General features: G+C 73.3%; 25 protein-coding genes. 13 read left to right on the top strand and 12 right to left on the bottom strand.

Annotated features, from left to right (window positions below):
• Window positions 1-107 precede the first annotated feature (107 nt).
• Window positions 108-932: an SDR family NAD(P)-dependent oxidoreductase gene (locus AB0J36_RS02835; RefSeq protein WP_357394188.1), complete on the top strand. Its 825-nt coding sequence runs from the start codon at window positions 108-110 to the stop codon at window positions 930-932.
• A 10-nt stretch (window positions 933-942) separates the two neighbouring features.
• Window positions 943-1,218, top strand: coding sequence for a hypothetical protein (locus AB0J36_RS02830; protein WP_357124416.1), 276 nt, complete (start codon window positions 943-945; stop codon window positions 1,216-1,218).
• An 8-nt stretch (window positions 1,219-1,226) separates the two neighbouring features.
• On the opposite strand, the gene AB0J36_RS02825 is transcribed toward AB0J36_RS02830, so the two are convergent.
• Entirely contained in the window at window positions 1,227-2,186 is a 960-nt protein-coding gene (locus AB0J36_RS02825) for a DMT family transporter (RefSeq protein WP_363660063.1), read from the bottom strand.
• A gap of 94 nt (window positions 2,187-2,280) precedes the next feature.
• On the opposite strand from AB0J36_RS02825, the gene AB0J36_RS02820 reads away from it, so the two are divergent.
• On the top strand, window positions 2,281-2,994 hold the full coding sequence (locus tag AB0J36_RS02820; protein WP_357394142.1) for an HAD-IA family hydrolase: 714 nt from the start codon (window positions 2,281-2,283) through the stop codon (window positions 2,992-2,994).
• A gap of 5 nt (window positions 2,995-2,999) precedes the next feature.
• On the opposite strand, the gene AB0J36_RS02815 is transcribed toward AB0J36_RS02820, so the two are convergent.
• Both AB0J36_RS02815 and AB0J36_RS02810 read right to left on the bottom strand, forming a co-directional pair.
• The gene (locus AB0J36_RS02815; RefSeq protein ID WP_363660062.1) at window positions 3,000-3,530 is read right to left on the bottom strand and encodes a hypothetical protein; all 531 of its coding nucleotides are present in this window, start codon (window positions 3,528-3,530) and stop codon (window positions 3,000-3,002) included.
• 12 nt (window positions 3,531-3,542) lie between these two features.
• Window positions 3,543-4,418 carry a PhzF family phenazine biosynthesis protein gene (locus AB0J36_RS02810; protein ID WP_357124405.1) on the bottom strand — a complete coding sequence of 292 codons (876 nt, stop codon included), beginning with the start codon at window positions 4,416-4,418 and terminating at the stop codon, window positions 3,543-3,545.
• Between the two features lie 33 nt (window positions 4,419-4,451).
• On the opposite strand from AB0J36_RS02810, the gene AB0J36_RS02805 reads away from it, so the two are divergent.
• The 3 genes from AB0J36_RS02805 (at window position 4,452) to AB0J36_RS02795 (ending at window position 7,564) form a co-directional block, all read left to right on the top strand.
• Complete coding sequence (locus tag AB0J36_RS02805; RefSeq protein WP_357124402.1) at window positions 4,452-5,738, top strand: CBS domain-containing protein; 1,287 nt, start codon at window positions 4,452-4,454, stop codon at window positions 5,736-5,738.
• On the top strand, window positions 5,731-6,339 hold the full coding sequence (locus AB0J36_RS02800; RefSeq protein ID WP_357124398.1) for a DUF1003 domain-containing protein: 609 nt from the start codon (window positions 5,731-5,733) through the stop codon (window positions 6,337-6,339). The genes AB0J36_RS02805 and AB0J36_RS02800 overlap by 8 nt, the downstream gene beginning before the upstream one ends.
• 76 nt (window positions 6,340-6,415) lie before the next feature.
• Window positions 6,416-7,564 carry a P-loop NTPase gene (locus AB0J36_RS02795; RefSeq protein ID WP_363660061.1) on the top strand — a complete coding sequence of 383 codons (1,149 nt, stop codon included), beginning with the start codon at window positions 6,416-6,418 and terminating at the stop codon, window positions 7,562-7,564.
• A gap of 198 nt (window positions 7,565-7,762) precedes the next feature.
• Here AB0J36_RS02795 and AB0J36_RS02790 read toward each other — a convergent pair whose 3' ends face one another.
• Together AB0J36_RS02790 and AB0J36_RS02785 are read right to left on the bottom strand one after the other, a co-directional pair.
• On the bottom strand, window positions 7,763-8,185 hold the full coding sequence (locus AB0J36_RS02790) for a preprotein translocase subunit TatB (protein WP_357124392.1): 423 nt from the start codon (window positions 8,183-8,185) through the stop codon (window positions 7,763-7,765).
• A 76-nt stretch (window positions 8,186-8,261) separates the two neighbouring features.
• Entirely contained in the window at window positions 8,262-9,497 is a 1,236-nt protein-coding gene (locus AB0J36_RS02785; protein ID WP_357124685.1) for a trypsin-like peptidase domain-containing protein, read from the bottom strand.
• Window positions 9,498-9,952: 455 nt separating this feature from the next.
• Between AB0J36_RS02785 and AB0J36_RS02780 the strand changes: the two genes are divergently transcribed.
• Window positions 9,953-10,540 (top strand): O-methyltransferase, encoded by a 588-nt coding sequence (locus AB0J36_RS02780; RefSeq protein WP_363660060.1) that lies wholly within the window; start codon window positions 9,953-9,955, stop codon window positions 10,538-10,540.
• A 3-nt stretch (window positions 10,541-10,543) separates the two neighbouring features.
• On the opposite strand, the gene AB0J36_RS02775 is transcribed toward AB0J36_RS02780, so the two are convergent.
• The gene (locus AB0J36_RS02775; RefSeq protein ID WP_363660059.1) at window positions 10,544-12,019 is read right to left on the bottom strand and encodes a leucyl aminopeptidase family protein; all 1,476 of its coding nucleotides are present in this window, start codon (window positions 12,017-12,019) and stop codon (window positions 10,544-10,546) included.
• 146 nt (window positions 12,020-12,165) lie between these two features.
• Window positions 12,166-12,333 carry a DUF3117 domain-containing protein gene (locus AB0J36_RS02770; protein ID WP_007455245.1) on the bottom strand — a complete coding sequence of 56 codons (168 nt, stop codon included), beginning with the start codon at window positions 12,331-12,333 and terminating at the stop codon, window positions 12,166-12,168.
• Window positions 12,334-12,523: 190 nt separating this feature from the next.
• Here AB0J36_RS02770 and AB0J36_RS02765 point away from each other — a divergent pair, with 190 nt between their 5' ends.
• From AB0J36_RS02765 to AB0J36_RS02750, 4 genes are read left to right on the top strand one after another with little or no spacing between them, the layout of a single operon-like run.
• On the top strand, window positions 12,524-13,342 hold the full coding sequence (locus tag AB0J36_RS02765; protein WP_355049029.1) for a PaaX family transcriptional regulator C-terminal domain-containing protein: 819 nt from the start codon (window positions 12,524-12,526) through the stop codon (window positions 13,340-13,342).
• Between the two features lie 4 nt (window positions 13,343-13,346).
• Window positions 13,347-14,138 (top strand): enoyl-CoA hydratase-related protein, encoded by a 792-nt coding sequence (locus tag AB0J36_RS02760; protein ID WP_357124383.1) that lies wholly within the window; start codon window positions 13,347-13,349, stop codon window positions 14,136-14,138.
• Between the two features lie 59 nt (window positions 14,139-14,197).
• Window positions 14,198-15,496 (top strand): DUF1800 domain-containing protein, encoded by a 1,299-nt coding sequence (locus AB0J36_RS02755; protein ID WP_357124380.1) that lies wholly within the window; start codon window positions 14,198-14,200, stop codon window positions 15,494-15,496.
• Between the two features lie 18 nt (window positions 15,497-15,514).
• The gene (locus AB0J36_RS02750) at window positions 15,515-16,762 is read left to right on the top strand and encodes a DUF1501 domain-containing protein (protein ID WP_363660058.1); all 1,248 of its coding nucleotides are present in this window, start codon (window positions 15,515-15,517) and stop codon (window positions 16,760-16,762) included.
• On the opposite strand, the gene AB0J36_RS02745 is transcribed toward AB0J36_RS02750, so the two are convergent.
• Genes AB0J36_RS02745 through AB0J36_RS02730 form a run of 4 tightly spaced genes read right to left on the bottom strand, consistent with a single transcriptional unit; the run spans window position 16,759 to window position 19,221 of the window.
• Complete coding sequence (locus AB0J36_RS02745; RefSeq protein WP_357124374.1) at window positions 16,759-17,382, bottom strand: hypothetical protein; 624 nt, start codon at window positions 17,380-17,382, stop codon at window positions 16,759-16,761. The genes AB0J36_RS02750 and AB0J36_RS02745 overlap by 4 nt on opposite strands.
• A 13-nt stretch (window positions 17,383-17,395) precedes the next feature.
• Complete coding sequence (locus AB0J36_RS02740) at window positions 17,396-17,977, bottom strand: DNA-3-methyladenine glycosylase I (protein ID WP_357124371.1); 582 nt, start codon at window positions 17,975-17,977, stop codon at window positions 17,396-17,398.
• Window positions 17,978-18,034: 57 nt separating this feature from the next.
• Window positions 18,035-18,532 carry an SRPBCC family protein gene (locus AB0J36_RS02735; RefSeq protein ID WP_357124368.1) on the bottom strand — a complete coding sequence of 166 codons (498 nt, stop codon included), beginning with the start codon at window positions 18,530-18,532 and terminating at the stop codon, window positions 18,035-18,037.
• Complete coding sequence (locus AB0J36_RS02730; RefSeq protein WP_363660057.1) at window positions 18,529-19,221, bottom strand: DivIVA domain-containing protein; 693 nt, start codon at window positions 19,219-19,221, stop codon at window positions 18,529-18,531. The genes AB0J36_RS02735 and AB0J36_RS02730 overlap by 4 nt, the downstream gene beginning before the upstream one ends.
• A 153-nt stretch (window positions 19,222-19,374) precedes the next feature.
• On the opposite strand from AB0J36_RS02730, the gene folP reads away from it, so the two are divergent.
• Window positions 19,375-20,244: a dihydropteroate synthase gene (gene folP, locus AB0J36_RS02725; RefSeq protein WP_363660056.1), complete on the top strand. Its 870-nt coding sequence runs from the start codon at window positions 19,375-19,377 to the stop codon at window positions 20,242-20,244.
• 28 nt (window positions 20,245-20,272) lie between these two features.
• Here the strand turns inward: folP and ndhC are convergent, their stop codons facing one another.
• A complete protein-coding gene (gene ndhC, locus AB0J36_RS02720) occupies window positions 20,273-20,650 on the bottom strand; it encodes an NADH-quinone oxidoreductase subunit A (RefSeq protein ID WP_357124358.1) in 378 nt (125 codons plus the stop codon).
• Window positions 20,651-20,778: 128 nt separating this feature from the next.
• On the opposite strand from ndhC, the gene AB0J36_RS02715 reads away from it, so the two are divergent.
• A complete protein-coding gene (locus AB0J36_RS02715; RefSeq protein WP_363660055.1) occupies window positions 20,779-22,218 on the top strand; it encodes a hypothetical protein in 1,440 nt (479 codons plus the stop codon).
• Window positions 22,219-22,359 lie beyond the last annotated feature (141 nt).

Raw genomic sequence — 22,359 nt, 5'->3', positions numbered from 1 at the left:
GACCGGCGGGCACGCCGACGCCACCTGAATCCGAGGAAAACTTAACGATCCCAAAGGGCGTGGTGACGCCACGGTAACCTCGCGCCATGACCGCGGTGAATGGATCTGTGGAAGATCTCACTGGGCGTCGGCTGGTGGTGGTGACGGGTGCCAGCTCCGGCATCGGATTGGCCGCCGCGGTGGCCTTCGCCTGCCGCGGCGACCAGGTGGTGCTCGTCGGGCGGGACCCGGCCCGACTACAGGCCGCGGCGGAGCGCGTACGGGAGACAGCCGGCGAGCGCCCGGAGCTGTTCCGGGCCGACTTCGCGGTCCTCGACGACGTACGCGGGCTGGCCGAGCGGCTGCGCGACGCGTACGACCGGATCGACGTCCTGGCCAACAACGCCGGCGCCATCGCGCTTCAACCGCTCACCACCGTCGACGGCTTCGAGCTGTCGATCCAGGCCAACCACCTGGCCCCGTTCCTGCTCACGAACCTGCTGGCCGACCGGGTGGGCCGGACGGTGGTGACCGCCTCGGGGGCACACCGCTTCGGCGCGCTCGATCCGGACGACCTCAACAGGCCGCTGCGCGCCTACCACCCGATGGGCGCGTACGGCACCAGCAAGCAGGCGAACATCTTGTTCGCCGCCGAGGCGTCCCGGCGCTGGCCGGGCATCGCCGCGTACAGCTTCCATCCGGGAGTGGTGCGGACCCGGTTCGCCAACGACAGTCGGCTGGTCGCCTTCGGCATGCGGTTCATGCCGTTCCGCAGCCCGGAGAAGGGGGCCGAGACGCTCCTCTGGCTCGCGAACCAGGATCCGGCCCGGCTCGCCCGCGGCGGCTACTACTACAACCGCCGGCCGCGTCGGCCGTACCGCAAGGCGGCGGACCCACAGCTCGCGTCCCGGCTCTGGGAAGCCAGCGCCACGGCCGTCGGCATCGATGGGTAGCGTGGCCGCCATGCTGACGCTTGTCGCGATCGTCGAGTACGCCACCGGGGCCGAAACCGCCGGGCAACGCTACGAGGACACCGTGTTGGCCCTGCTCGACCGCCACGACGGCCGGCTGGAACGGCGGCTGCGCGGCACCGACGGGCGGAGCGAGGTGCACGTGATCACGTTCGCGGCCCGGACCGGATACGAGTCGTTCCTCGTCGACCCGGAGCGTGCCGCGCTGCGCGCCGACCTCGGCGACGCCGCCCCGACCACGCGCGTCATCGAGGCGTACGACGTCTGAAGCGATCGTCAGCTCTCCAGCGGGGCGGCGTCGGCGGGCAGCGGGGTGAGCGGCGTGGCACGGCGGGCGGCCCGGGCGCCCCCCAGCACCACCACCGCCACGCCGACAAGCAGCAACGCCATGCCCAGCAGCGCGTACGGGCGGGGAACCTGGTGCAACCAGGCCCAACCGAGCAGGGCCGCACCGGGGGCCTCCAGCAGGATCAGCACGCTCACCGTGGTCGCCGAGATCTTGTGCAGGGCGTAGTTGAACATCGAGTGCCCGAGCAGTTGGGCGCCCGCCACCAGGGCCAGGATCGCCAGCCAGGTACGCCCGTCGAAGCCGACCGTACGGACCCCGCCCAGCAGGCAGATCACCAGCAGGACCGCCGAGCAGATGCCGTAGCAGATGGTCGTGTAGGTGGTGGTGCTGATGCTGGCACGGGCCCGTTCACCGAAGGCGGTGTAGACGGCTGCGAACATGCCACCGGTCACCGCCAACAGATCGCCGGCGACGGCTCGGCCGGAGATGCCCACGTCCGCGCCGGTGGCGATCACCGCGCCGCCCACCGCCACCGCGATGCCGACCCACACCACCGTGGGCAGCCGCCGCCCCTGGGCGCGGGCGATCAGCCCCTGCCAGACCGGCTGGGTGGCACCCAGCGCGGTGGCCGCGGCGACCGAGGTGAGCTGGGCGCTCGGCACCCAGGTCGCGAAGTGCCCGGCGAGCGCGACCCCGGAGAGGACGCAGAACAGTCCCTCGCGCCGGCCGGCCCGCCCCGCCAACGCGCGGAACTCGGCTCGGCGGCGCGCCAGGGCGAACGGGCTCAGCACGGCCACCGCGAGCAGGTTGCGCCAGAAGGCGATGGCCAGCGCCGGAGCGGCGGCGTACGCGATCAACGGCGCGGACGTTGACACGGCAACGACGGCCAGGGCGACCGCGGCGGTGGTCAGCGGGTCCAGGGGTGGTCGAGGGGACACGGGAAGCAATCTTCACACGACCACGGACAGCACGGAACGTCAGCACTCAGTTACGATCACGCGCGTTCGCGCCGACGACCCTCGACCGCAAAGGCGCTCCCCCATGGCCGGCTACCAGGCGGTGCTGTTCGACTTCTTCGGCACGCTGACCCGTTCGGTGCAGCGCGGCGCCGCGCACCTCGGCACCGCCGAACTGCTCGGCTGTCCCAGCGAGACGTTGAGCGAGGTGCTGAACCGCACCTACTACGAGCGCGCCACCGGCCGGCTCGGCGACGCGCAGACGACCATGCGGTGGGTCTGCGCCCAGGCGGGCGTACATCCGAGTGACAGTGCCCTGCGGGCGGCGGTGGTGTCTCGGCTTCGCGCGATCCGCGCGGACACCCGGCTGCGCGCCGACGCGGTGCCCGTGCTGGCGGCGCTGCGCGAGCGCGGCGTCCGCACCGGCCTGATCAGCGACTGTACGCACGAACTGCCGGCCTTCCTGCCGCACCTCCCCGTCGCGCCCCTGCTCGACGTACGGGTCTTCTCCGTGCAGGTCGGACGCTGCAAGCCGGATGCCGCGCTCTACCTGACCGCCTGCCGTCGACTCGGGCTCACGCCGGACGACTGCCTGTACGTGGGTGACGGCGGCAGCCACGAGTTGACCGGCGCCGAACAGGCCGGCATGACCGCGGTCCGGCTGGCCGCGCCCGATCTGGCCGAACACATGGTCTTCAACGCCGACCGTCAGTGGCGCGGCACCACGCTCGGCACCCTGCGTGAGGTGCTCGACCTCGTGGACGCCAAGGTCACTGCCGCCGCTGTCGCGGCGAGTTGACCCGATCAGCGGCGACGGACCCGGTGCAGGCGGAACGGCTTGCGGGTGGCGCGGACCGCCGGGGTCTCCCGGGGCGGCTCGGTCTGCGCGTCGGACGGCAGGTCCGTGCCGGCCAGGGGCGTGCCGGCCGGAGCGAGGCGGTTCAGGGCGCAACCGTCGGCGACCCAGCGGGCCACCAGGTCGGCGGTCGGACCGGGCGCGTTCAGGCGCTTGCCCGCCACCAGCGGCGCGGCGGTGTCCCACGCCTCGGTGCCCGGTGCCAGCCGGGTCACCCGGGCCGGCCAGGTGACGATCCGCCCCCCGTGGTCACCGCGCAGGGTGACCTGCGCCTCGGTCGCATCGGCGAGGCCCGGCGCGGCCTGCTCGCCCGGCCCGCTCACCACCAGGAGCGCGCCCTCCAGCGGGGCGCACCAGAGCGCGAGCGCCGGCCCACCGGCCACGCTGACCCAGGCCATGGCGGCCTTCTTCATCGCCTCGTCCACCAGCGGCGTGCCACCGGCGGCGTCCTCGTCCGTCACACCCGCATCCTCCCGCATCGACGCCGTCGCTCAGCCCACGAACGGCGGCACGGCGATCTCGCCCCGGGCCACCGGCATCACCTGGCCGGCGACGGTCGCGCCGACCGCCACGCCGTTCGCCGCGGTCACCGTGCAGCCCAGCGCGGACGGGCGGCCCATCTCCACGCCCTGGCGCACCGAATAGTGCGACAGCCCGTCCGCCGGCAGTAGCCCGCTGGCCACCAGCCAGACGCCCAACCCGAGGGCCGCCGAACCGGTCGCCGGGTCCTCCGGGACGCCGATCCCCGGCACGAAGACCCGAGCGTGCGCGGTTTGCGTGGCGACGTCCCAGGAGAAGACGCTGACGTGCGCCACCCCCAACCGTTCCGCCGCCGCCGGGTTCACCCGCGCCCGGGCCACCGCGTCCGGGTGGACCGGCAGGTAGGGGAACTCCAGCCCGCAGCCGGCCACCCGGGGAGCGGGCCCGGCCGGGTCGTGGTCGTCCGCGCCCAGACCGGCGATCTCCAGCAGCGGCTCCGGGTCCAACTCGGGGCCGAGGGTGGGAACGCCTCCGGTGAGCGTCGCCCCGGACGACGTCACCTCGATCGGCAGCACGCCGGCCCCGCACTCCTGGGTGATCTGCCCCACACCGAACATCCCCCGCCGGCTCGCGGTGACCGCCGCGCCGACGCTCGGGTGCCCGGCGAACGGCAACTCCTCGACCGGCGTGAAGATGCGGGCCCGGTAGGTGGCGCCGACCTGCGTCGGTGGCAGCACGAACACCGTCTCGGAGAGGTTGAACTCCAGCGCGAGCGCCTGCATCTGCTCGGTGGCCAGCGCCTCCGCGCCGAACACCACGGCCAGCGGATTGCCGGCGAACGGGCGGTCGGTGAAGACGTCCACGATCTCGTAGGCCAAGGTCGACATGTTGATAAACACTAGGCGCTTAGGCTGGTGCCCGTGAGTACGCCGACCCGGGTCTACATCGCCCGCCTCGCCGGAGTCGCCGTCTTCGATCCGAACGGCGACCAGGTGGGCCGGGTCCGTGACGCCGTGGGACGGCTCCGGGCGACCACGCGTCCCCCCGAGGTGGTGGGTCTGGTCGCCGAGATGCCCATGCGTCGGCGCATCTTCCTCTCCATCAACCGCATCACGTCGATCGACGCGGACGCGGTGGTGCTCGGCTCCGGCACGCTCAACCTGCGACGCTTCGAGAAGCGCCCGAACGAGCTGCTGGTGCTCCAGGAGCTGCTGGACCGGCGCGTACAGCTCGACCCGGGCGGCCAGCCCGGCGCGGTGGTGGACGTCGCCATGGAGTGCACCAGGGGTGGCGAGTGGTCGCTGACCCGGGTCGCGGTCCGCGAGCAGACCGGCCGGCTCAGCCGCCGCGGCCACCTGCACCAGGTCGAGTGGGACCGGGTGCGCGGCCTCAGCGGCATCGCCGACAACCGGGGTACGGCGAACCTGCTCGCCGTCCTGGAGGACATGCGCCCCGCCGACCTCGCCAACGCCCTGCAGGACCTGCCGGACGCCCGACGCAACGAGGTGGCCGCCGCGTTGAACGACGAGCGGCTGGCCGACGTGCTCAGCGAGCTACCGGAGCACGACCAGGTGGAGATCCTCGCCGCGCTGGACCGGGAACGGGCCGCCGACGTGCTGGAGGAGATGGACCCGGACGACGCCGCCGACCTGCTCAACGAGCTGCCCCCACCGGAGCAGGACGTCCTGCTGGACCTCATGGAGCCGGACGAGGCGGACCCGGTACGCCAGCTCTTGAAGTACACGCCGGGCACGGCGGGCAGCGTGATGACCTCGGAGCCGGTCATCCTGCCGCCGGACGCCACCGTCGCCGAGGCGCTGGCGCGGATCCGTGAGCCGCAGCTCTCCCCCGCGGTCGCCGCGCAGGTCTTCGTGACCCGGGCCCCGCAGAACACGCCGACCGGCCGCTACCTGGGCATGGTGCACTTCCAGGCGTTGCTGCGCGAACCGCCGGCCGACCTGTTGGGCAAGGTGGTGGTCAACGACATCGACCCGTTGCGTCCCACCACCCCACTGCCGGAGATCACCCGCCGCATGGCCACCTACGACCTGGTCGCCATGCCGGTGATCGACCGGAACAGCCGGCTGGTCGGGGCCGTCACGGTCGACGACGTCCTGGACCACTCGCTGCCCCGGGACTGGCGTGACCGGGACGCCGTGAGCGCCCCGGGCACCACCGACGCGGTACCGGACGGCGACGGTGGCTGAGCAGCGGCGCACGGAGCGGCTCGACCAGCCCCGCGAGCCCCGGGGCATCACCCTCCCCCGGTTCGACGCGGAGGCGTTCGGCCGCTGGTCGGAGGGGATCGCGCGGGGCATGGGCACCGCTAACTTCATCGTCGTCATGACGGTGGTGATCGCGATCTGGTTCGGCTGGAACACCCTCGCCCCGGCCGGGTTGCGCTTCGACCCGTACACCTTCACGTTCCTCACGCTGGTGCTGTCGTTGCAGGCCAGCTACGCCGCGCCGCTGATCCTGCTGGCCCAGAACCGGCAGGCCGACCGGGACCGGCTGGCCCTGGAGGAGGACCGGCGGCGGGCCACGGCGCAGAAGGCGGACACCGAGTACCTGGCCCGGGAGATCGCCGCACTGCGGATCGCGCTCGGCGAGGTGGCCACCCGGGACTTCCTCCGCTCCGAGCTGACCCGGCTGGCCGAGGAGCTGGACGAGGCGGGGCAGCGCCGGCAACGCCTGGAGCGCCGGCAGCAGGAGAAGGGCAGCCAGCGGTCGACCGACCTTCCCGGGCTGGACGAGCCGCGCGACGAGTTGGACGGCGACTACGCCCGCGACGCCCGGCCCGAGCGCTGACGACGGCTCATCGTTTGGCTCACACCACCTTCGGCCAGCGGCCGGTCGGGATGCCCCGCGACGTAGCATTGCGGGCATGTCAGCACCCGTGAGCACCGTCGAGGACGCGATCCTGGCCGCCCTGGCCACCGTCAACGACCCGGAGATCCGCCGGCCCATCACCGAGCTGGGCATGGTCCGCTCCGCCACGATCGGCGCGGACGGCGTCGTCCGGGTCGAGCTGCTGCTCACCGTCGCCGGCTGCCCGCTCAAGGACAAGCTGCGCACCGACATCACCGCCGCGGTGGCGGCGGTGCCGGGCGTGGCCGGCGTGGAGATCGACTTTGGCGTGATGAGCCCCGAGCAGCGGCAGTCGCTACAGGCGCAGTTGCGCGGCGGCGGTGCGAGCGAGGAGCCGGTCATCCCGTTCGCCCAGCCCGGCTCGCGCACCCGCGTGTACGCGGTGGCCAGCGGCAAGGGCGGTGTCGGCAAGTCCAGCGTGACGGTCAACCTGGCGGCGGCGCTCGCCGCCCGGGGGCTCTCCGTGGGCGTGGTGGACGCCGACATCTACGGTCACTCGGTGCCCCGCATGCTCGGCGCGGACGGCCGGCCCACCCGCGTCGAAGACATGATCATGCCGCCGCAGTCGCACGGTGTGAAGGTGATCTCGATCGGCATGTTCACCTCGGGCAACGCGGCCGTGGTGTGGCGCGGCCCGATGCTGCACCGGGCGTTGCAGCAGTTCCTCGCCGACGTCTACTGGGGCGACCTGGACGTGCTCCTGCTCGACCTGCCGCCGGGCACCGGCGACGTGGCCATCTCGCTGGCCCAGCTCCTGCCCAACTCGGAGATCCTGATCGTCACCACCCCGCAGACCGCCGCCGCCGAGGTGGCGGAGCGGGCCGGGGCGATCGCCCTGCAGACCCACCAGCGGGTCGTCGGCGTGATCGAGAACATGTCCTGGCTGGAGCTGCCGGACGGATCCCGCATGGAGATCTTCGGGGCCGGTGGCGGCACGGCGGTCGCCGAGTCGCTGAGCCGGACGATCGGCGCCCAGGTGCCGCTGCTGGGACAGATCCCGCTGGACACCCGGGTCCGCGAGGCCGGCGACGCCGGTAACCCGATCGTGCTGGCCGCGCCGGATTCCCCGGCCGCGCAGGCGCTCGGCGGCGTCGCCGACCGGCTCGCGCTGCGCCGTGAGTCGCTGCTCGGCAAGCCGCTCGGCCTCAAGCCCGCCGGGCGCTGACCGGTTCTGCCGCGCGCCGGGCGCTGAGCGGGTTACGCCGCGCCAGCGCTCGGCCTCCGGCGGCGCGCCATGATCAACTCGGGTTTCGGGAAGTCGGGCTGTCCCGCGCCGGTTGATCGGCCGCTTTCCTTGAGACCGAGTCGATCAAGGCCGCGCTTCTGCCCGCCGCGACGGGACCCGCACCGGCGGGCACCGGGCTCAGGTCGCGTCGTCGTAGCTGACCCGGGGCGCCGGCGTCGAGGGCGTACCGGTGGTGGTGCCGGGTCGCGTGCCGTTCGAGCGCAGGTCCGCGGCGTTGGCCACGTCCTTCAGCTCGTTGTGCACACCGTCGACGTCCGCGCGCAGGTTGTCGTAGACGCCCTGTAGCGGCTTGCGGATCGCCGCCTCGTCCTCCTCGCTGAGGAGGTGCTTGCGGATGAACGCCTTCGGGTGCAGGTCTTCGAGCTGAATGTCGGTGCCCAGCTCACGACTGAGGTCGCCGGTGGCGTTGCGGGCCATGTTCCGCAGGTTACGGACCAGCCGTAGGCCGTCGTTGATCACGGCAGGCAACCGGTCACCGAAGATCAACAGCGCCAGAAGCAGCAGCGCCCCGACTTCCCACATGTTCAGGTTCTCGAACATCCCGTGGGCCTCCTCTCGGCGTCAGCAGCAAGACTACGCACGTCGGGCGGCTTTCCGGCAGGGGGTGACCCGCTGTTCACTTGGCATCCGCGGCGAGGGTCACCGACGTGTTCCGTCGTGCGGTGCCCCGCCGGAACTCGACGGTCACCACCGACCCCGGCGCGAACTTGCGGACCAGGGCGATCAGGTCGGTCGGCTCGGTCATCGGCCGGCCGTCGAGCTTCAGGATCACGTCGCCGACCTTGAGCCCGGCCCCGGCCGCCGGCCCGGAGGGCTCCACGGCGGCCAGTCGTACGCCGCCGCCCGCACCCGCGCCCGGGCCGCCGACCTGGGCGCCGATGACCGTACGCCGGGCCTTGCCGGTGCCGATGATCTCCTGGGTGACCCGCTTGGCCTGGTTGATCGGGATGGCGAAGGCGAGACCGATGTTGCCGGCCTCCTGCCCCTCGGCCACCAGCGACTTGATGGTGGAGTTGACGCCCACCACCCGGCCGGCGCCGTCGACGAGCGGGCCCCCCGAGTTGCCGTGGTTGACGGCGGCGTCGGTCTGGATCGCCGCGTAGTAGCGCACCGGGCCGCCCGGCTCACCGGCCTGCATCGTCCGGTCCAGGGCGCTCACGATGCCGGCGGTGACCGTGTTGGCCAGCGACAGGGGTGAGCCCACGGCGAGGACCGGGTCACCGACGGCCAGCGCGTCGGAATCCCCGAACTCCACCGGCCGCAGACCCGTCCGGTTCACCTTGATCACCGCGATGTCGGACTCCGGGTCCTGGCCGACCACGGTCGCCGCAGCGGAACTGCCGTCGTTGAAGACCACCGAGGCCTTGCCGCTGCTGCCGGCCACCACGTGGTCGTTGGTGATCACGTGCCCGTCGGCGCTGGCGATGAACCCCGAGCCCTCGCTGGTCCCGCCGAGGCTGCTGACCCGGATGGTGACCACGCTGGGCAGCACACGTTCGGCGACCCCGGCCAGCGACTCCGGCTTGCGCTGGGCCAACGCCGGTGGATCCGCGGCCGCCGCACCGAGCACCGTGCCGGCCGCGCCGCCACGCACCGCGAACGCGTAGCCCAGCGCGCCGCCGAGGGTGCCGGCCAGCAGAGCGGTGATCACCGGGATGAGCAGCAGGTGTCGCAGCGTCGGTCGGCCGGGCGCGTCCGGGTCGGTGACCGGCTCCGGCTCGGTGCCGGAAGGCACCACCGAAGGCACCACGACCGCGGTGGGGGCCGCCGGGTCACGCCACGGATCGCCGAGCGCGTCGGACCACCACGGCGACGCGCCAGCGGTGGGGGGCGGCGGATTCGGGTACGACACGGTCGGGGCCCCGGCCGTGGTTGCGGTGTCGGCGGCCGAGGGCGCGGTGCCGCTCCCCGGCGTGGCCGGCGGCCCCTCCGGCGGGGCTCCTGCCCCCGGCGGGCGCGCCGGAGCCGGAGTCTCACCGTCCCGGCGCCATTCCCAGCCGTCGGTCACGTCGGTGCCTCCCAGTCCGTCCCCCGGATCCCGTGCGGCCTCGCCCGGCCACGGTTCGGCGCGGTCGAGACTGACGGAATACCGCTTCCAGGATTGCACGGATGCGCGCGGTGGAGTCAGCGGTTGCCTCCGGTGATCGCGGTGAGGACGGAGGCGCGGCTGCGCCTCGCGCCGGTCGCCTCTACGCTCACAGTGCCAACCCGCCCCCCGCACCACGCGCCGCCCGGAGGTGCCCCATCGCCACGGTCGCCGGTTCCGGCAGTTCGACGACCCAGGCTCAGCAGTTCGCCGAGTCGTACGTGACCGAGGATCTCGTGCTCCGCACCGCCCGCAGCCTGGCCCACGAGGTGGGTCTCGAAGCGGTCACACCCGGAGCGGGGGCGGCGTTGCGGCTGCTGGCCGCCGCGGGCAACGCCCGCGCGGTCGTGGAGATCGGCACCGGTACGGGCGTGAGCGGCGTCTGGCTGCTGCGCGGCATGCGTGCCGACGGTGTGCTCACCACCATCGACCTGGAGGTGGAGCACCAGCGGATGGCACGACGGATCTTCACCGAGGCGGGCTTCGCCACCGGCCGTACCCGCATCATCACCGGCCGCGCGTTGGACGTGCTGCCCCGACTGGCCGACGGCGCGTACGACCTCGTCTTCGTCGATGCCGAGGCCACCGGGTTCCACGCCTTCGTGGAGGCGGCGCTACGGCTACTGCGCCCGGGCGGGGTGCTCGCGCTCAACGGGATGCTGGCCGGCGGCCGGATCGCTGACCCGGCCGCCCGGGACGCGGGGACGGTGACGGTCCGCGAGACGATCAAGGCGTTGCGGGAGTCGGAGCACTGGATCCCCGCGCTGCTCCCGGTCGGCCACGGGGTGCTCGCCGCGGTGAAGTGCTGACCGTCAGTCGACGGCGGCCAGCCAGCGCAGCAGCGAGCGGACACCCCAGCCCGTCGCGCCCCGGCTCAACTCCGCGTGGTCGCCGTCCGCCCAGGACGGGGCGGACATGTCCAGGTGCAGCCAACGGTCCCGCAGGTCGCCGGTGAACTCGCGGAGGTAGAGCGCCGCCGTGACCGATCCGGCGCCCTGGGTGGGCGCGCTGTAGAGGTCGGCGATCTCGCTGCCCAGGTACTCGACGTAGTCGCCGTGCAGCGGCATCCGCCAGGCCGCCTCGCCAGCCGCCTCGATCGCGTTCAGCACGTCGGCGGCCAGGTCGTCGTTCTCGCTGTAGAGGGCGGCGGTCCGCTTGCCCAGCGCCACGGCGTTGGCGCCGGTGAGGGTGGCGAGGTCGACGAGCAGGTCGGGCTTGAGCTGCCGCACCGCGTAGGCGAGCGCGTCGGCGAGGACCAGTCGGCCCTCGGCGTCGGAGTTGGTCGTCTCGCTGGTCGTCCCGCCGTAGTGCCGGATGACGTCGCCCGGACGGAACGCCGAGCCGCTGACCATGTTCTCGGCGAGCGGGGCCAGGGTGGTGACGCGGACCGGCAGGCGCATCGCCGCCGCGCCGAGGGTGGCGGCGACGACCGCCGCCGCGCCGGCCATGTCCTTGCGCATCAGCTTCATGGCGGGCACCGGCTTGATCGAGATGCCGCCGGTGTCGAAGGTGATGCCCTTGCCGATCAGCACCACGTGGGTACGCGCGTTCGCGGGATGCCAGTCCATCTCCAGCAGACGCGGGCCGCTGGCCGAGCCGCCGCCCACGGCGAGGATCCCGCCGAAGCCCTCGGCGGCCAACTCGGCCGGACCACGGACCGTCAGGCGCAGGTCCGGCAGGTCGGCGGAGGCGGCGGCCGCCTGGTCGGCGAACCACTGCGGGGTCTTCACCGAGGAGGGCATGTTGGTCAGGTCGCGCGCGAGACGGGTCATCGCGGCGGTGGTCCGCGCGGTGGCGACCGTTTCCTCGTGGGCCGCCGGGTCGGTGACCAGCAGGTCGACGCCGTCGAGCGCGGGCGGCTGGTCGGCGTCGGTCAGCCGGAACCGGTACGAGGCGAGCAGCAACCCCTCGGTCAGCCCGCGCACGGCGGCCGCAGTCACCCCGGCCGGCAGAGCGATAGTGATATGCGTCTCATCTGACGCAGAGCGGGCCAGGGCCGCGCCGGCCGTCCGCCAGGAGGATTCCCCGCCGTCGCCGATACCGAGCAGCACCAGCCGACCGGGGTCGCGCCCGGGACGCAGCTGCGTGCTGATCTCGCCGGCCCGTCCGCTCAGTCGGGCGGCCGGCACCAGCGCGGCCGCCTCGTCGGCGGTGCCGTCCGGCGGCGTCACCGCGGTCGGCGCCGGCTCCGCCGAGACGTCACCTCCCGCCGCCGGCTCGGTGGGGCGTACGGGCAGGACGAGGACGTCGAGCCGTTCGGGCTCGGCGAGCGGACGGATGGCGAGCACGCGGAACCGCACCTCCAGGAAGTTTCACAAAGTGGATCGGGCCATGCCCGCGCACAGATATGAAGACCCTGAGCCACCGGCGCTCCCGGTGGCTCAGGGTCCAAGAAACGCTCCGACCGGCGTACGCCGTCCGGGTCGTCCCTCACTCAGCCGGCGGCTGCCTTCAACGCGTCACCGAGCGCGTTGGCCTCGTCGGGAGTCATCTCGACGACGAGCCGGCCACCGCCCTCCAGCGGGACACGCATGACGATGCCCCGACCCTCCTTGGTGACTTCCAGCGGACCGTCGCCCGTCCGCGGCTTCATCGCCGCCATGTTGTCTCCCCTCAGACCTACACCAGGGTCGGTGGGTTGCCCCACAGCCACTTCGTCACGACCACCCGCAACGCTCGCGGGGGTGTCGACAGACGATTTTCCCTGATGAACACCGCCGGACCCAAACCGGAGCAGCATTGATGTAACAGCATCTAGCTTATCTTGAGAAGGCCTGTCACAATGTGCGGTCATGCAGGCACGGTCGGCACTCTTCGACCTGTACGGCGACCATCTCCGACCGAGGGGTGGCCGCGCACCGGTCGCCGCCCTGGTCAAGCTACTGGCGCCGTTGGGAATCGCGCCGCCCGCCGTTCGCACCGCCGTCTCCCGGATGGTGCGTCAAGGCTGGCTCGACCCGCTCCGGCTGGCCTCCGGACCGGGATATTCGATCACACCAAAAGCCGCCCGACGACTCGACGAGGCGGCGGCCCGGATCTACCGGACCGGCCGGGTCACCTGGGACGGCCGGTTCGATCTGCTCGTCCTCGACGCGCCGGGCTCCCGGCGGGACCGGCAACGACTCGCCGCTACCCTCAGCTTTCTCGGCTACGGCACCCTCGACGAGCAGACCTGGGTCGCGACCCGCCCCGCCGAGGACGTCGACCTGCTGCTGGCCGAGGCCGGCATCCGGTTCGAACGGTTCACCGCATCGCACTTCTCCGGCACCCCGGGCGCGATGGGCGTCGTCCGTCGCGCGTGGGACCTGGCCGAGATCGGCCGCGCGTACGAGCGGTTCGTCGCCGACCAGCGCCCGCTCCTGAGCGCGGTCACCGTGCGCAGCAGCGACGAGGAGGCGTACGCGGTCCGGTTCCGGCTCGTGCACGCGTGGCGTACCTTCCTGTTCCGGGATCCGCAGCTGCCCCCGGCGCTGCTGCCCGAGCGCTGGCCCGGCACCGCCGCGGCCAGCTTCTTCGACCGGCACGCGGCCCGCCTGCGTCCAGCCGCCGACCGGTACGTCGAGCAGTGCCTCGACGCCGGCAACCGCATCGTTCGACAGAAGGGTCGTTAGACACGTGACCGAGCCGTTGCTCGTCGACCGGACCGACGCCGTCGTCACCCTCACGCTGAACCGGCCGCAGGCGATGAACGCGTTCGACGTCGCGCTGAAGGAGGCGCTGCGGGACACCCTGGCGGAGCTGGAGACCGACCGGTCCTGCCGGGCGGTCGTGCTGGCCGGGGCGGGCGGTTCGTTCAGCGCCGGGCAGGACCTGCGCGAGCACACCTCGACGCTCGAGAACGGCTCGGCCGACCCGCTGGGCACCGTCCGGGTGCACTACAACCCGATCGCCGCCCGGCTGGCCAACCTGCCCAAGCCGGTGGTGGCCGCCGTACGCGGGATGGCCGCCGGGGCGGGCGCGTCGCTGGCCTTCCTGGCCGACATCCGCATCGGCGGGCCGAGCACCAGCTTCCTGATGGCCTTCGCCAAGGTCGGTCTGGCGGCCGACACCGGCGCGTCCTGGACGCTGCCCCGGCTGGTCGGCCACGCCAAGGCGGTGGAGCTGCTGATGCTGGCCGAACCGGTCCGCGCCGAGGAGGCCTGCCGGCTCGGGCTGCTCACCCGGCTGATGGACGACGATGAGCAGGTGCTGCCGGCCGCGCAGGAGCTGGCCGCCCGGCTCGCCGCCGGCCCCACCGTCGCGTACGGGGCGATCAAGCGGCAGCTCTCGATCGCCGACGCCGGCACCCTCGCCGACGCGCTCTCGGCCGAGGCCCAGGCCCAGGCGATCTGCGGCGCCACGGCCGACCACAAGGCGGCCACCCTCGCGTTCGTCGCCAAGCAGAAACCGGTCTTCGAGGGACACTGAACGCGATTCGCACCCCGCCCTTACCGTCCTCGTACGCGGGCCGCCTAGCGTCGGCTTCCATGAGCGATCGTGAAGCGGTGGCGCACCTGCTGCGTCGGGCCACCTTCGGGCCGACCGCCGACGAGGTGGACGCGGCCGAGCGGGCCGGGCCGGCGGCGACCCTGGACAACCTGCTCGCCCCGGGGCGGGCCGACCGGGGCGCGGCGGCCACGCCACCGCCGGCCCTGCCCGCCGACCCGTACGCGGCGCTGACCAAGGAGTCCACCCGCGAGCAGCGGCAGAAGGCCAACGCCCAGCGCAAGGAGCAACTTGCGCAGGTGACCCTGTGGTGGCTGGACCGGATGGTCGCCGCCGAGGACGGGCTCACCGAGAAACTGCTCTTCTTCTGGCACGGGCACTGGGCGACCAGCGCCCAGAAGGTCAAGTCGGCGCGGATGATGCAGGGCCAGTTGGAGACGCTGCGCCGGCACGGGCGCGGGCCGTTGGCCCCCCTGGTCGCCGCGATGGTGCGCGACCCGGCGCTGATCATCTGGCTGGACGGGCAGAAGAACACCCGTAAGGCGCCGAACGAGAACCTGGCGCGCGAACTGATGGAGCTGTTCACCCTCGGCATCGGCGGCTACACCGAGGCCGACGTGAAGGCCGGCGCGCGGGCGTTGACCGGCTGGACGGTCGACCGCCGTACCGGGGTGGCCCGCTTCGAGGCCAAACGACACGACCCCGGGGAGAAGACGATCCTCGGACAGAACGGCCGCTTCGACGCCGAGGCGTACGCCGGACTGCTGGCCGCCCAGCCGGCGGCGGCGACGTTCGTGGCCCGGCGGCTCTGGTTCCGCTACGCCGGCACCGACGTCCCGACGCCGGACGGCCTGGCGGGCGCGGACACCGTCGCCACCCTGCGGGCGCTGTTCTCGTCACCGGCCTTCGCCCAGACCCGCGGCACGCTGGTGAAGCAGCCCGTGGAGTGGACGGTCGGCGCGCTGCGACAGCTCGGCATCCGCCCCAAGGAACTGCCCGAGCAGCAGCGCAAGCAACTGCTGAGCGGGTTGAGCGCCCTGGACCAGGTGCCGCTGCGACCGCCCAGCGTGGGTGGCTGGCCGGCCGGCCCCGCCTGGCTGACCACCTCGTCGCTACAGGGCCGACTCCGACTGGCCGGCATGCTCGCCGCCGCGGCCCGTCCCGCGCTGCTGGACCGGCTGACCGCCGCGCCCACCGCCGGACGGGCGGACGCCCTGGCCCGGCTACTCGTCGTCGACGGATGGAGCGCTCGTACCCGGGCCGCCCTGACCCCGCTGGCCGGCGAACCTCGAAAACTACTGGCTGCCGGCCTGGTCAGCCCCGAGTACACCGTCAGCTGAGCGGAAGGAGTCGAGAAGATGGACACCCTGACCCGACGCAGGTTCCTGCTCACCAGCGGGGTGGTCGGCGCGGGCGCGTTGGCCGCCGGAGCGGGCGCGTACAGCCTGCGGGACCTGCTGGACACCGCCGGAGACCGCGACCCGCAGTCACAGACACTGGTGCTGGTGACCCTCTACGGCGGCAACGACGGCCTGAACACCGTCATCCCGTACGGCGACCCGGCCTACCGGGCAGCCCGCCCCGAGCTGGCGTACCCCGACAGCGAGGTGCGTCGCCTCGACGACGACTTCGCCCTCAACCCGGCGCTGGAGGGCCTGCACAAGCGCTGGTCCACCGGTGGACTCGCGATCGTGCGCGGAATCGGCTACCCGAAGCCGGACCGCAGCCACTTCCGGTCGATGGACATCTGGCACACCGCGCAACCGGACCGGCCCGGCACCACCGGCTGGCTCGGCCGCTGGCTCGACCGGGCGGGCGGCGACCCCCGACTGGCGGTCTCCTTCGAGCCGGCGCTGCCGCCGCTGCTCGCCGGGGAGCGCAGCGCGGGCGCAGCCGTCCCGGTGACCGACCGCAAGGCCGCCAAGGGGCTCTCGGCGGACACGCTGAAGGCGTTCGCCGCCGCCGAGGCGGGCGAGTCGCCGGCCCGCGCCCGGGCCGCCGCCTGCTTCGCCGACATGCGCTCGGTGGACGAGATGATCCGCGAGGTCCGCGACTCCGCCGACCCGGACACGACGGACCCGGACGGCGACCAGGCGCCGGCCACCGCCACCGGAGGGGCCGGTACGCCCCTGGACGCGCAACTCGACCTGGTCGCGCAGTGTGTGGAGGCCGGGGTGTCCACCCGGGCATTCTCGGTCTCGCTCGGCGGCTTCGACACGCACGCCGACGAGAAGCAGTTGCAGGCCGTACTGCTGGGTCAGCTCGACCGGGCGTTGACCAGGTTCGCCGACCGGATGAGCCGCACCGAGGCGGGCCGCAAGGTGGTGGTGGCCGTCTACTCCGAGTTCGGCCGCCGGGTCCGGGCCAACGCCTCGGACGGCACCGACCACGGCACCGCGTCCGACATGCTGCTGCTCGGCGCGGGAGTGCGCGGCGGCTGGCACGGGGACGCGCCCAGCCTCACCGACCTCGACGACGGGGACCTGAAGTACACCACCGACTTCCGGGACGTCTACGCCACGCTGCTGGAACGGGTGCTGGACACCGACCCGGGCCCGGTGCTCGCCGACTGGCGGGGACGCCTCGACAAGTTGTTCCAGGCCTAATCGTCCTCTTCCGGGTCCTGGTTGGCCTCCGCGCCGAGCACGAACGCCTGCATGGCCAGCTCGTCGCCGGACGGTGCGACGAAGGCGGGCAGCTCACGCGGCCCCAACTCCTGCACGTACGACCAGAACAGGCGTACCGCCTCGGCGGGCGTGCCGGCCTCGATCGGCAGGTCCAGGCTGACCAGCCAGGTACGCCGCGCCGGGGGCGGGCCGAGCTGGTCGGCCAGCGCCCGGAAGGTCGCCGGATCCAGTGCGGTGACCGGCCCGTCGAGGGTGAGCAGGTCGGCCGGCACCGGCTCGTCGAAGGCCCGCCGGGTGTACGTCACGACGAGCGTCTCCGGCTCGACCGGGGACTGCGGGTCGTCCGGGTCCTCACGGTGCCGCTGCGTCGGCGCGGCGACCCGACCCAGGGCCACCAGGCGCGGCGGCGCGTCGGCCAGCACCGCCACCCGGTCGCCGGGGCCCGGCCGCCCCGCGTCGGTCAGGCCGGTCAGCTTCAGCGAGTCGTGGTGCACGAGCCGCTCGGCCTCGTAACGCTCGGCGGGCAGCAGCACGGCCCAGGTGCCCGGCCCGTCGGCGTGGCCGGCCCCGTCGGCCCGGTACGCGGTCTCGGTCGTCATGCCTGTCATCCCATCACGGGCGGGTGTCGAGGGTGACGTGACAGCCGACGATGTGATCGTCGACCATCCCGGTGGCCTGCATGAGGGCGTACGCGGTGGTGGGGCCGACGAACCGGAAGCCGCGCTTCTTGAGTGCCTTGGCCATCGCCGTCGACTCGGCGGTGATCGGCGCCAGCTCGGCGAACGAGGCGGGACGGGCCGGCCGGCGCTCCGGCGCGAACGACCAGAGCAGCGCGGACAGCCCGTCGGGCAGGTCGAGGGCGGCGCGGGCGTTGGCGATCGCCGCCTCGATCTTGGCCCGGTTGCGGACGATGCCGGCGTCGGCGAGCAGCCGGGTCACGTCCGTGTCGTCGTAGCCGGCGACGGTGGGAATGTGGAACTCGTCGAAGGCCAGCCGGAAATTGGGCCGCTTGCGCAGGATGGTCAGCCACGACAGGCCGGACTGGAACGCCTCCAGGGTCATCCGCTCGTAGAGCGCGTCGTCGCCGTGCAGCGGCCGACCCCACTCGGTGTCGTGGTAGACGGCATAGTCCGGGGTGCTCGCCCCCCAGGCGCAGCGGGCCAGCCCGTCGGCGCCGATCACCAGGTCACTCACGTCGCACACGCTAGGCCATCGCACCGACAGCCCGTGCTCAACCGGTCGATGACGCCGTCAGGGCAGGCGGCCCTGCTCGACCAGCCGCGCGAACCTCTTGAGCGCCTGGGTGAGGCCCAGCTTGGAACCGGGCCAGAGCACCGGCCACGCGAGCCGGCCGGCCGCGCCGCCGGGCAGGTGGAACCACTCGTGCCAGACGACCTGGGTACGGGCCTGCCCGAGTTCGGTGCAGCGCAGGACACCCGGGCCGCGCAGCACCTGGCCGTGGTGCACCACGCCGATCTCGTACGGCTCGTCCACCCGGACCACCAGCATCTCGTCGCGCAGTGTCGCCCGGCCGAGCGCGGTCACCGCCTCGATCCGGCTGCCCTCGCGCCCGTCGCCCTCGACGACCCGGACCCGGGTGAACGGGATCCAGTCGGACTGCCGTTCCCAGGCGAGCAGCGCGGCGAAGACGCGGGATGCCGGCGCGTTGACGATGACCGTGGCGGTCACCTCACCGGCGCCCGGTTGGGCCGCCTCCCGGAGAGCATCGGCGCCCTCCGGGCCGGTCACGCCGACTCCGACCGGACCACCGCGCCCTGCTGTCCGGCGCCCCGGGCGGCCCCGGGCGCGGCGTCGTCGGCGGGCGTGCGGATGCTCGCCTCGTCGGTCGCCGGGGCGACACCGTCGGCATCCGCAGCCGAAGAGGTGGCCGGGGCGACACCGTCGGCGTCCACAGCCGAAGACGTGGCCGGGGCGACACCGTCGGCATCCACAGCCGAAGACGTGGCCGGGGCGACACCGTCGGCATCCACCGCCGAATCGGTCGCCGGTGCCACGCCGTCCGCGTCGGCCGCCGAGGAGGTGGCCGCGGGCTCCGCTGCCGTGGCGTCGGGCGCCGCACCGGCGGACTGCTCCCGCGCCCGGCGCAGCACGTCCGCGTCGTCGGTCCGGCCCTCGCGCAACGCGATGACCTCCGCCTCCAACACGCCGATCAGTTCGGACTTGTAGCCGATGTCGTAGGCGGCGCGGCGCATCGCCTGGTCGACCTGTGCCATCCGGTAGCCACGCAGACCGGTGTCGAAACGGACCGCGCCGACGTCGGATTCGCGCAGCGGCCGGGTGCCCGGCAGCGGTACGGCCTGCGAATCCGGTTCCGTCGGAGCGAGACCGGGATCGCGCCCGCCGACCAGCACCGTCACGCCGAAAACAACCGCCGCGACGGTCAACGCCACGACCAGGAGGAGCAGAAGCTGACCCATGCACTGATCGTGGCACGACAGCCCGCCGGTAGCGACCCCACCACCCCGATCACCCATCGACGCCCACGCCCGCCCCACGCGTGCCCGCACGCACCGGCTAGCGTCGGTGGCGGCCGGAGCAGCGGCGACGGCGCGCAGGAGGCGGGAGGCGGCATGGCCGGGGCACTTCGGCTTGGTTCGCGGACGTTCGCGCCGGGTGAGCTGGTGGTGATGGCCATCGTCAACCGCACACCGGACTCGTTCTTCGACCGGGGCGCCACCTTCGCCGCGGACAGCGCGCTCCGGGCGGTCGAACGGGCGGTCGACGAGGGCGCCGAGATCATCGACATCGGCGGGGTCAAGGCCGGTCCGGGTACCGAGGTGGACGTGACCGAGGAGATCCGACGCACGGTGGACACCATCGTCGCCGTACGGTCCGCGTTCCCGGAGGTGGTGATCTCCATCGACACCTGGCGCGCCGAGGTGGCGACGGAGGCCGCGGCGGCCGGCGCGGACCTGCTCAACGACACCTGGTCGGGCGTCGACCCGGCGCTCGCCCGGGTCGCGGCGAGCACGGGCGCCGGGCTGGTCTGCTCGCACGCCGGCGGCCTGACCCCCCGGACCAGGCCGCACCGCGCCGCCTTCGACGACGTGGTCACCGACGTGGTCGCGACGGTGACCGGGCTCGCCGAGCGCGCGGTGGCGGAGGGGGTACGCCCCGACGGGATCCTCATCGACCCGGCGCACGACTTCGGCAAGAACACCCGCCACTCGTTGGAGATCACCCGTCGGCTGGGCGAGCTGACCGTCACCGGCTGGCCGGTGCTCGTGGCGCTCTCCAACAAGGACTTCATCGGCGAGACGCTCGACCTTCCGGTGGGCGAGCGCCTGGAGGGCACGCTCGCCGCGACGGCGGTCTCCGCCTGGCTGGGCGCCCGCGTGTTCCGGGCCCACCAGGTCGGGCCGACGCGCCGAGTGCTGGACATGGTGGCCTCGATCCGCGGCGACCGCCCACCCACAGCCACCAGAAGAGCCCTGGCCTAACCCCCCCCACCCGGGATGGGGTGGGGGGTTAGGTCCAGCGGAGGATGTTTCTGCGCCAGGCGTAGAGGAGGCCGAGGGCGAGCACCGCCACGAAGAGCGCCATCTCCACCACCGTGACCACGCCGAAGCCGGGTCGGTCGAAGACCACCGCCCACGGGAACAGGAACACCGCCTCGACCGCGAACAGCACGTAGAGGTACGCGTAGACGTAGTAGCGGATCTGCATCTGCGCCCAGTCCCCGCCGACCGGGTCGAGCCCACACTCGTAGCTGGCCCGCTTGCCGAACGGGTCGGCCGGGCGGGCGGGACGTAACACCCGGTTGGCCGAGAACGCCGTCACAAAGAACAGGACGCTGACGAGCAGCAAGAGCCCGAGCGTCGCGTACGAGCCCAGGTAACCGGTCACGCCCGGAGCCTACCGCCCGCCCCGGAGAGACCGTCCCCAACACGTTACGGATTTGTTTCCAGGTGGGACTAGTGCACCGGGGCAACTATTAAGAGTATTGGATTCCCACTCCCGCAACCGGAGGACAGATGGCCCGCGTGAAGGTTTCGCCCGATCGCTGGGCCGCAGGGCGGCATCCCACCCCCCTGCTGGCAACGTCGCTCGCGCTCGGGCTGCTCGCGGCGCTGGCCGTCGCACCGGCCCTCGCCAGCGCGGCGGCGCCGCGCGCCCATCCGGTCACCGCCGTGACGGAGTCGGCGCCCGATCCCGACCCGGACCCGGAGACCACTGGGCCGCAGGAACCCATTCCGACCGAAGATCCGGGCGGCGATCCCGCGCCGACCGACCCGGCCCCGCCGACCACCGCAGCACCACCGGAGACCACACCGCCGGCGCCCCCGCCGACCACCGCTCCTGGGCCACCGGTCACCAGCGCTCCCGCCCCGGGCGGCGCCACCCATCCGCCGACGGCCGGGCCGCCCGCACCCCCGGTCCCACCGGTCAACCCGCCGGCGCCGGGCGGCACGCAGGCGCCGCCGCCGAGCCCTCTCGGCGTACAGGTGACCACCGAGGACGTCTCCCTCTCGGAGTCGTACTGGAACGCGCCCAGCACGACCACCACGCTGCGCGTCACCGTGGCCAACACCGGCACGGCCACGCAGCGGGTCCGGCTGTCGTACACCCTGCCGGCCGGGCTGAGTGACGCCGGCACGAACGGGTGCGTCGACGAGGGTGGCGGCGCGTACCGCTGCGGGGCGTGGACGACCGAGGCGGGCACCCGGTTCAGCAGCCTGATCCGGCTGCGGGTCGCCGGCGACGCCTGGGAGCGGATGCCACTCAGCGGCTCGGTACGGGTCGTCGCGGACGTGCCGGGGACACCCGGCGAGGTGGCCGACGACCAGGGCTTCGCGGTGCTGTTCCCGCCCGGTCCGCCGGTGCCCGGGATCTCGCTGGCCGCCGACGAGGTCGCGTTCGACATCAGTGGCGCGCAGAGCACCCTCGCGGTGCGGCTGGGCAACACCGGCACGGTGGACGCCACCGGGCTGGTGGAGGTGGTCCTGCCGTCCGGGGTGAGCGCGCCCGCCCCACCGCCGGGTTGCGTGGCTCTCGACGCGTCCCGTACCCGGTGCGACGCGGGTCTGCTGTCCGCCGGCGAGACCCGTGAGCTGCGGCTACCGGTGGAGGCGACTCCGCAGGCCCAGCGGGAGGCGCCGTTGTCCGGGGCCGTGGTCGGTCAACTCGACCCGCGCAACGGCGCGACCCGGCGGTTGCAGATGAGTTTCCGGATCACCGCGGCGGCGGCGCTGGCCACGCCGGTCGTCTCGCCGCCCGCGCCGACCGGCTCCCAGGGCGTACTGCCGGCAGGCGCCACCACCGACGACAGCATGTCCTCGGTCCAGCGCACCGCGGTCATCCTGGTCGCGGTCTCCGCGCTGCTGGTGGTGCTGGCTCTCACGCTGGCCACCACCTCGTTGCGGCGCCGGCTCGGCGGACAGGTGAGCGAGCCCCCGGCCCCGCCCACCGACTGATCGATCGACGACCCTGGCCGCCACCGGCCGGGGTCGTCCCGGGCCGGCGGACGGTGATCTGAATTACGGCGGGCGGGGCGAAACCCCACATTCCACGGCAATTTCGGCGTTGATCCGGTCTCAGTCGGCGGACCTCCGGGC

Origin of the sequence: Micromonospora sp. NPDC049662 (genome assembly GCF_040675055.1) — a bacterium.
In the GTDB taxonomy this organism is placed as follows: Bacteria; Actinomycetota; Actinomycetes; order Mycobacteriales; family Micromonosporaceae; genus Micromonospora.
This window is presented reverse-complemented; position numbering and strand designations above follow the sequence as displayed.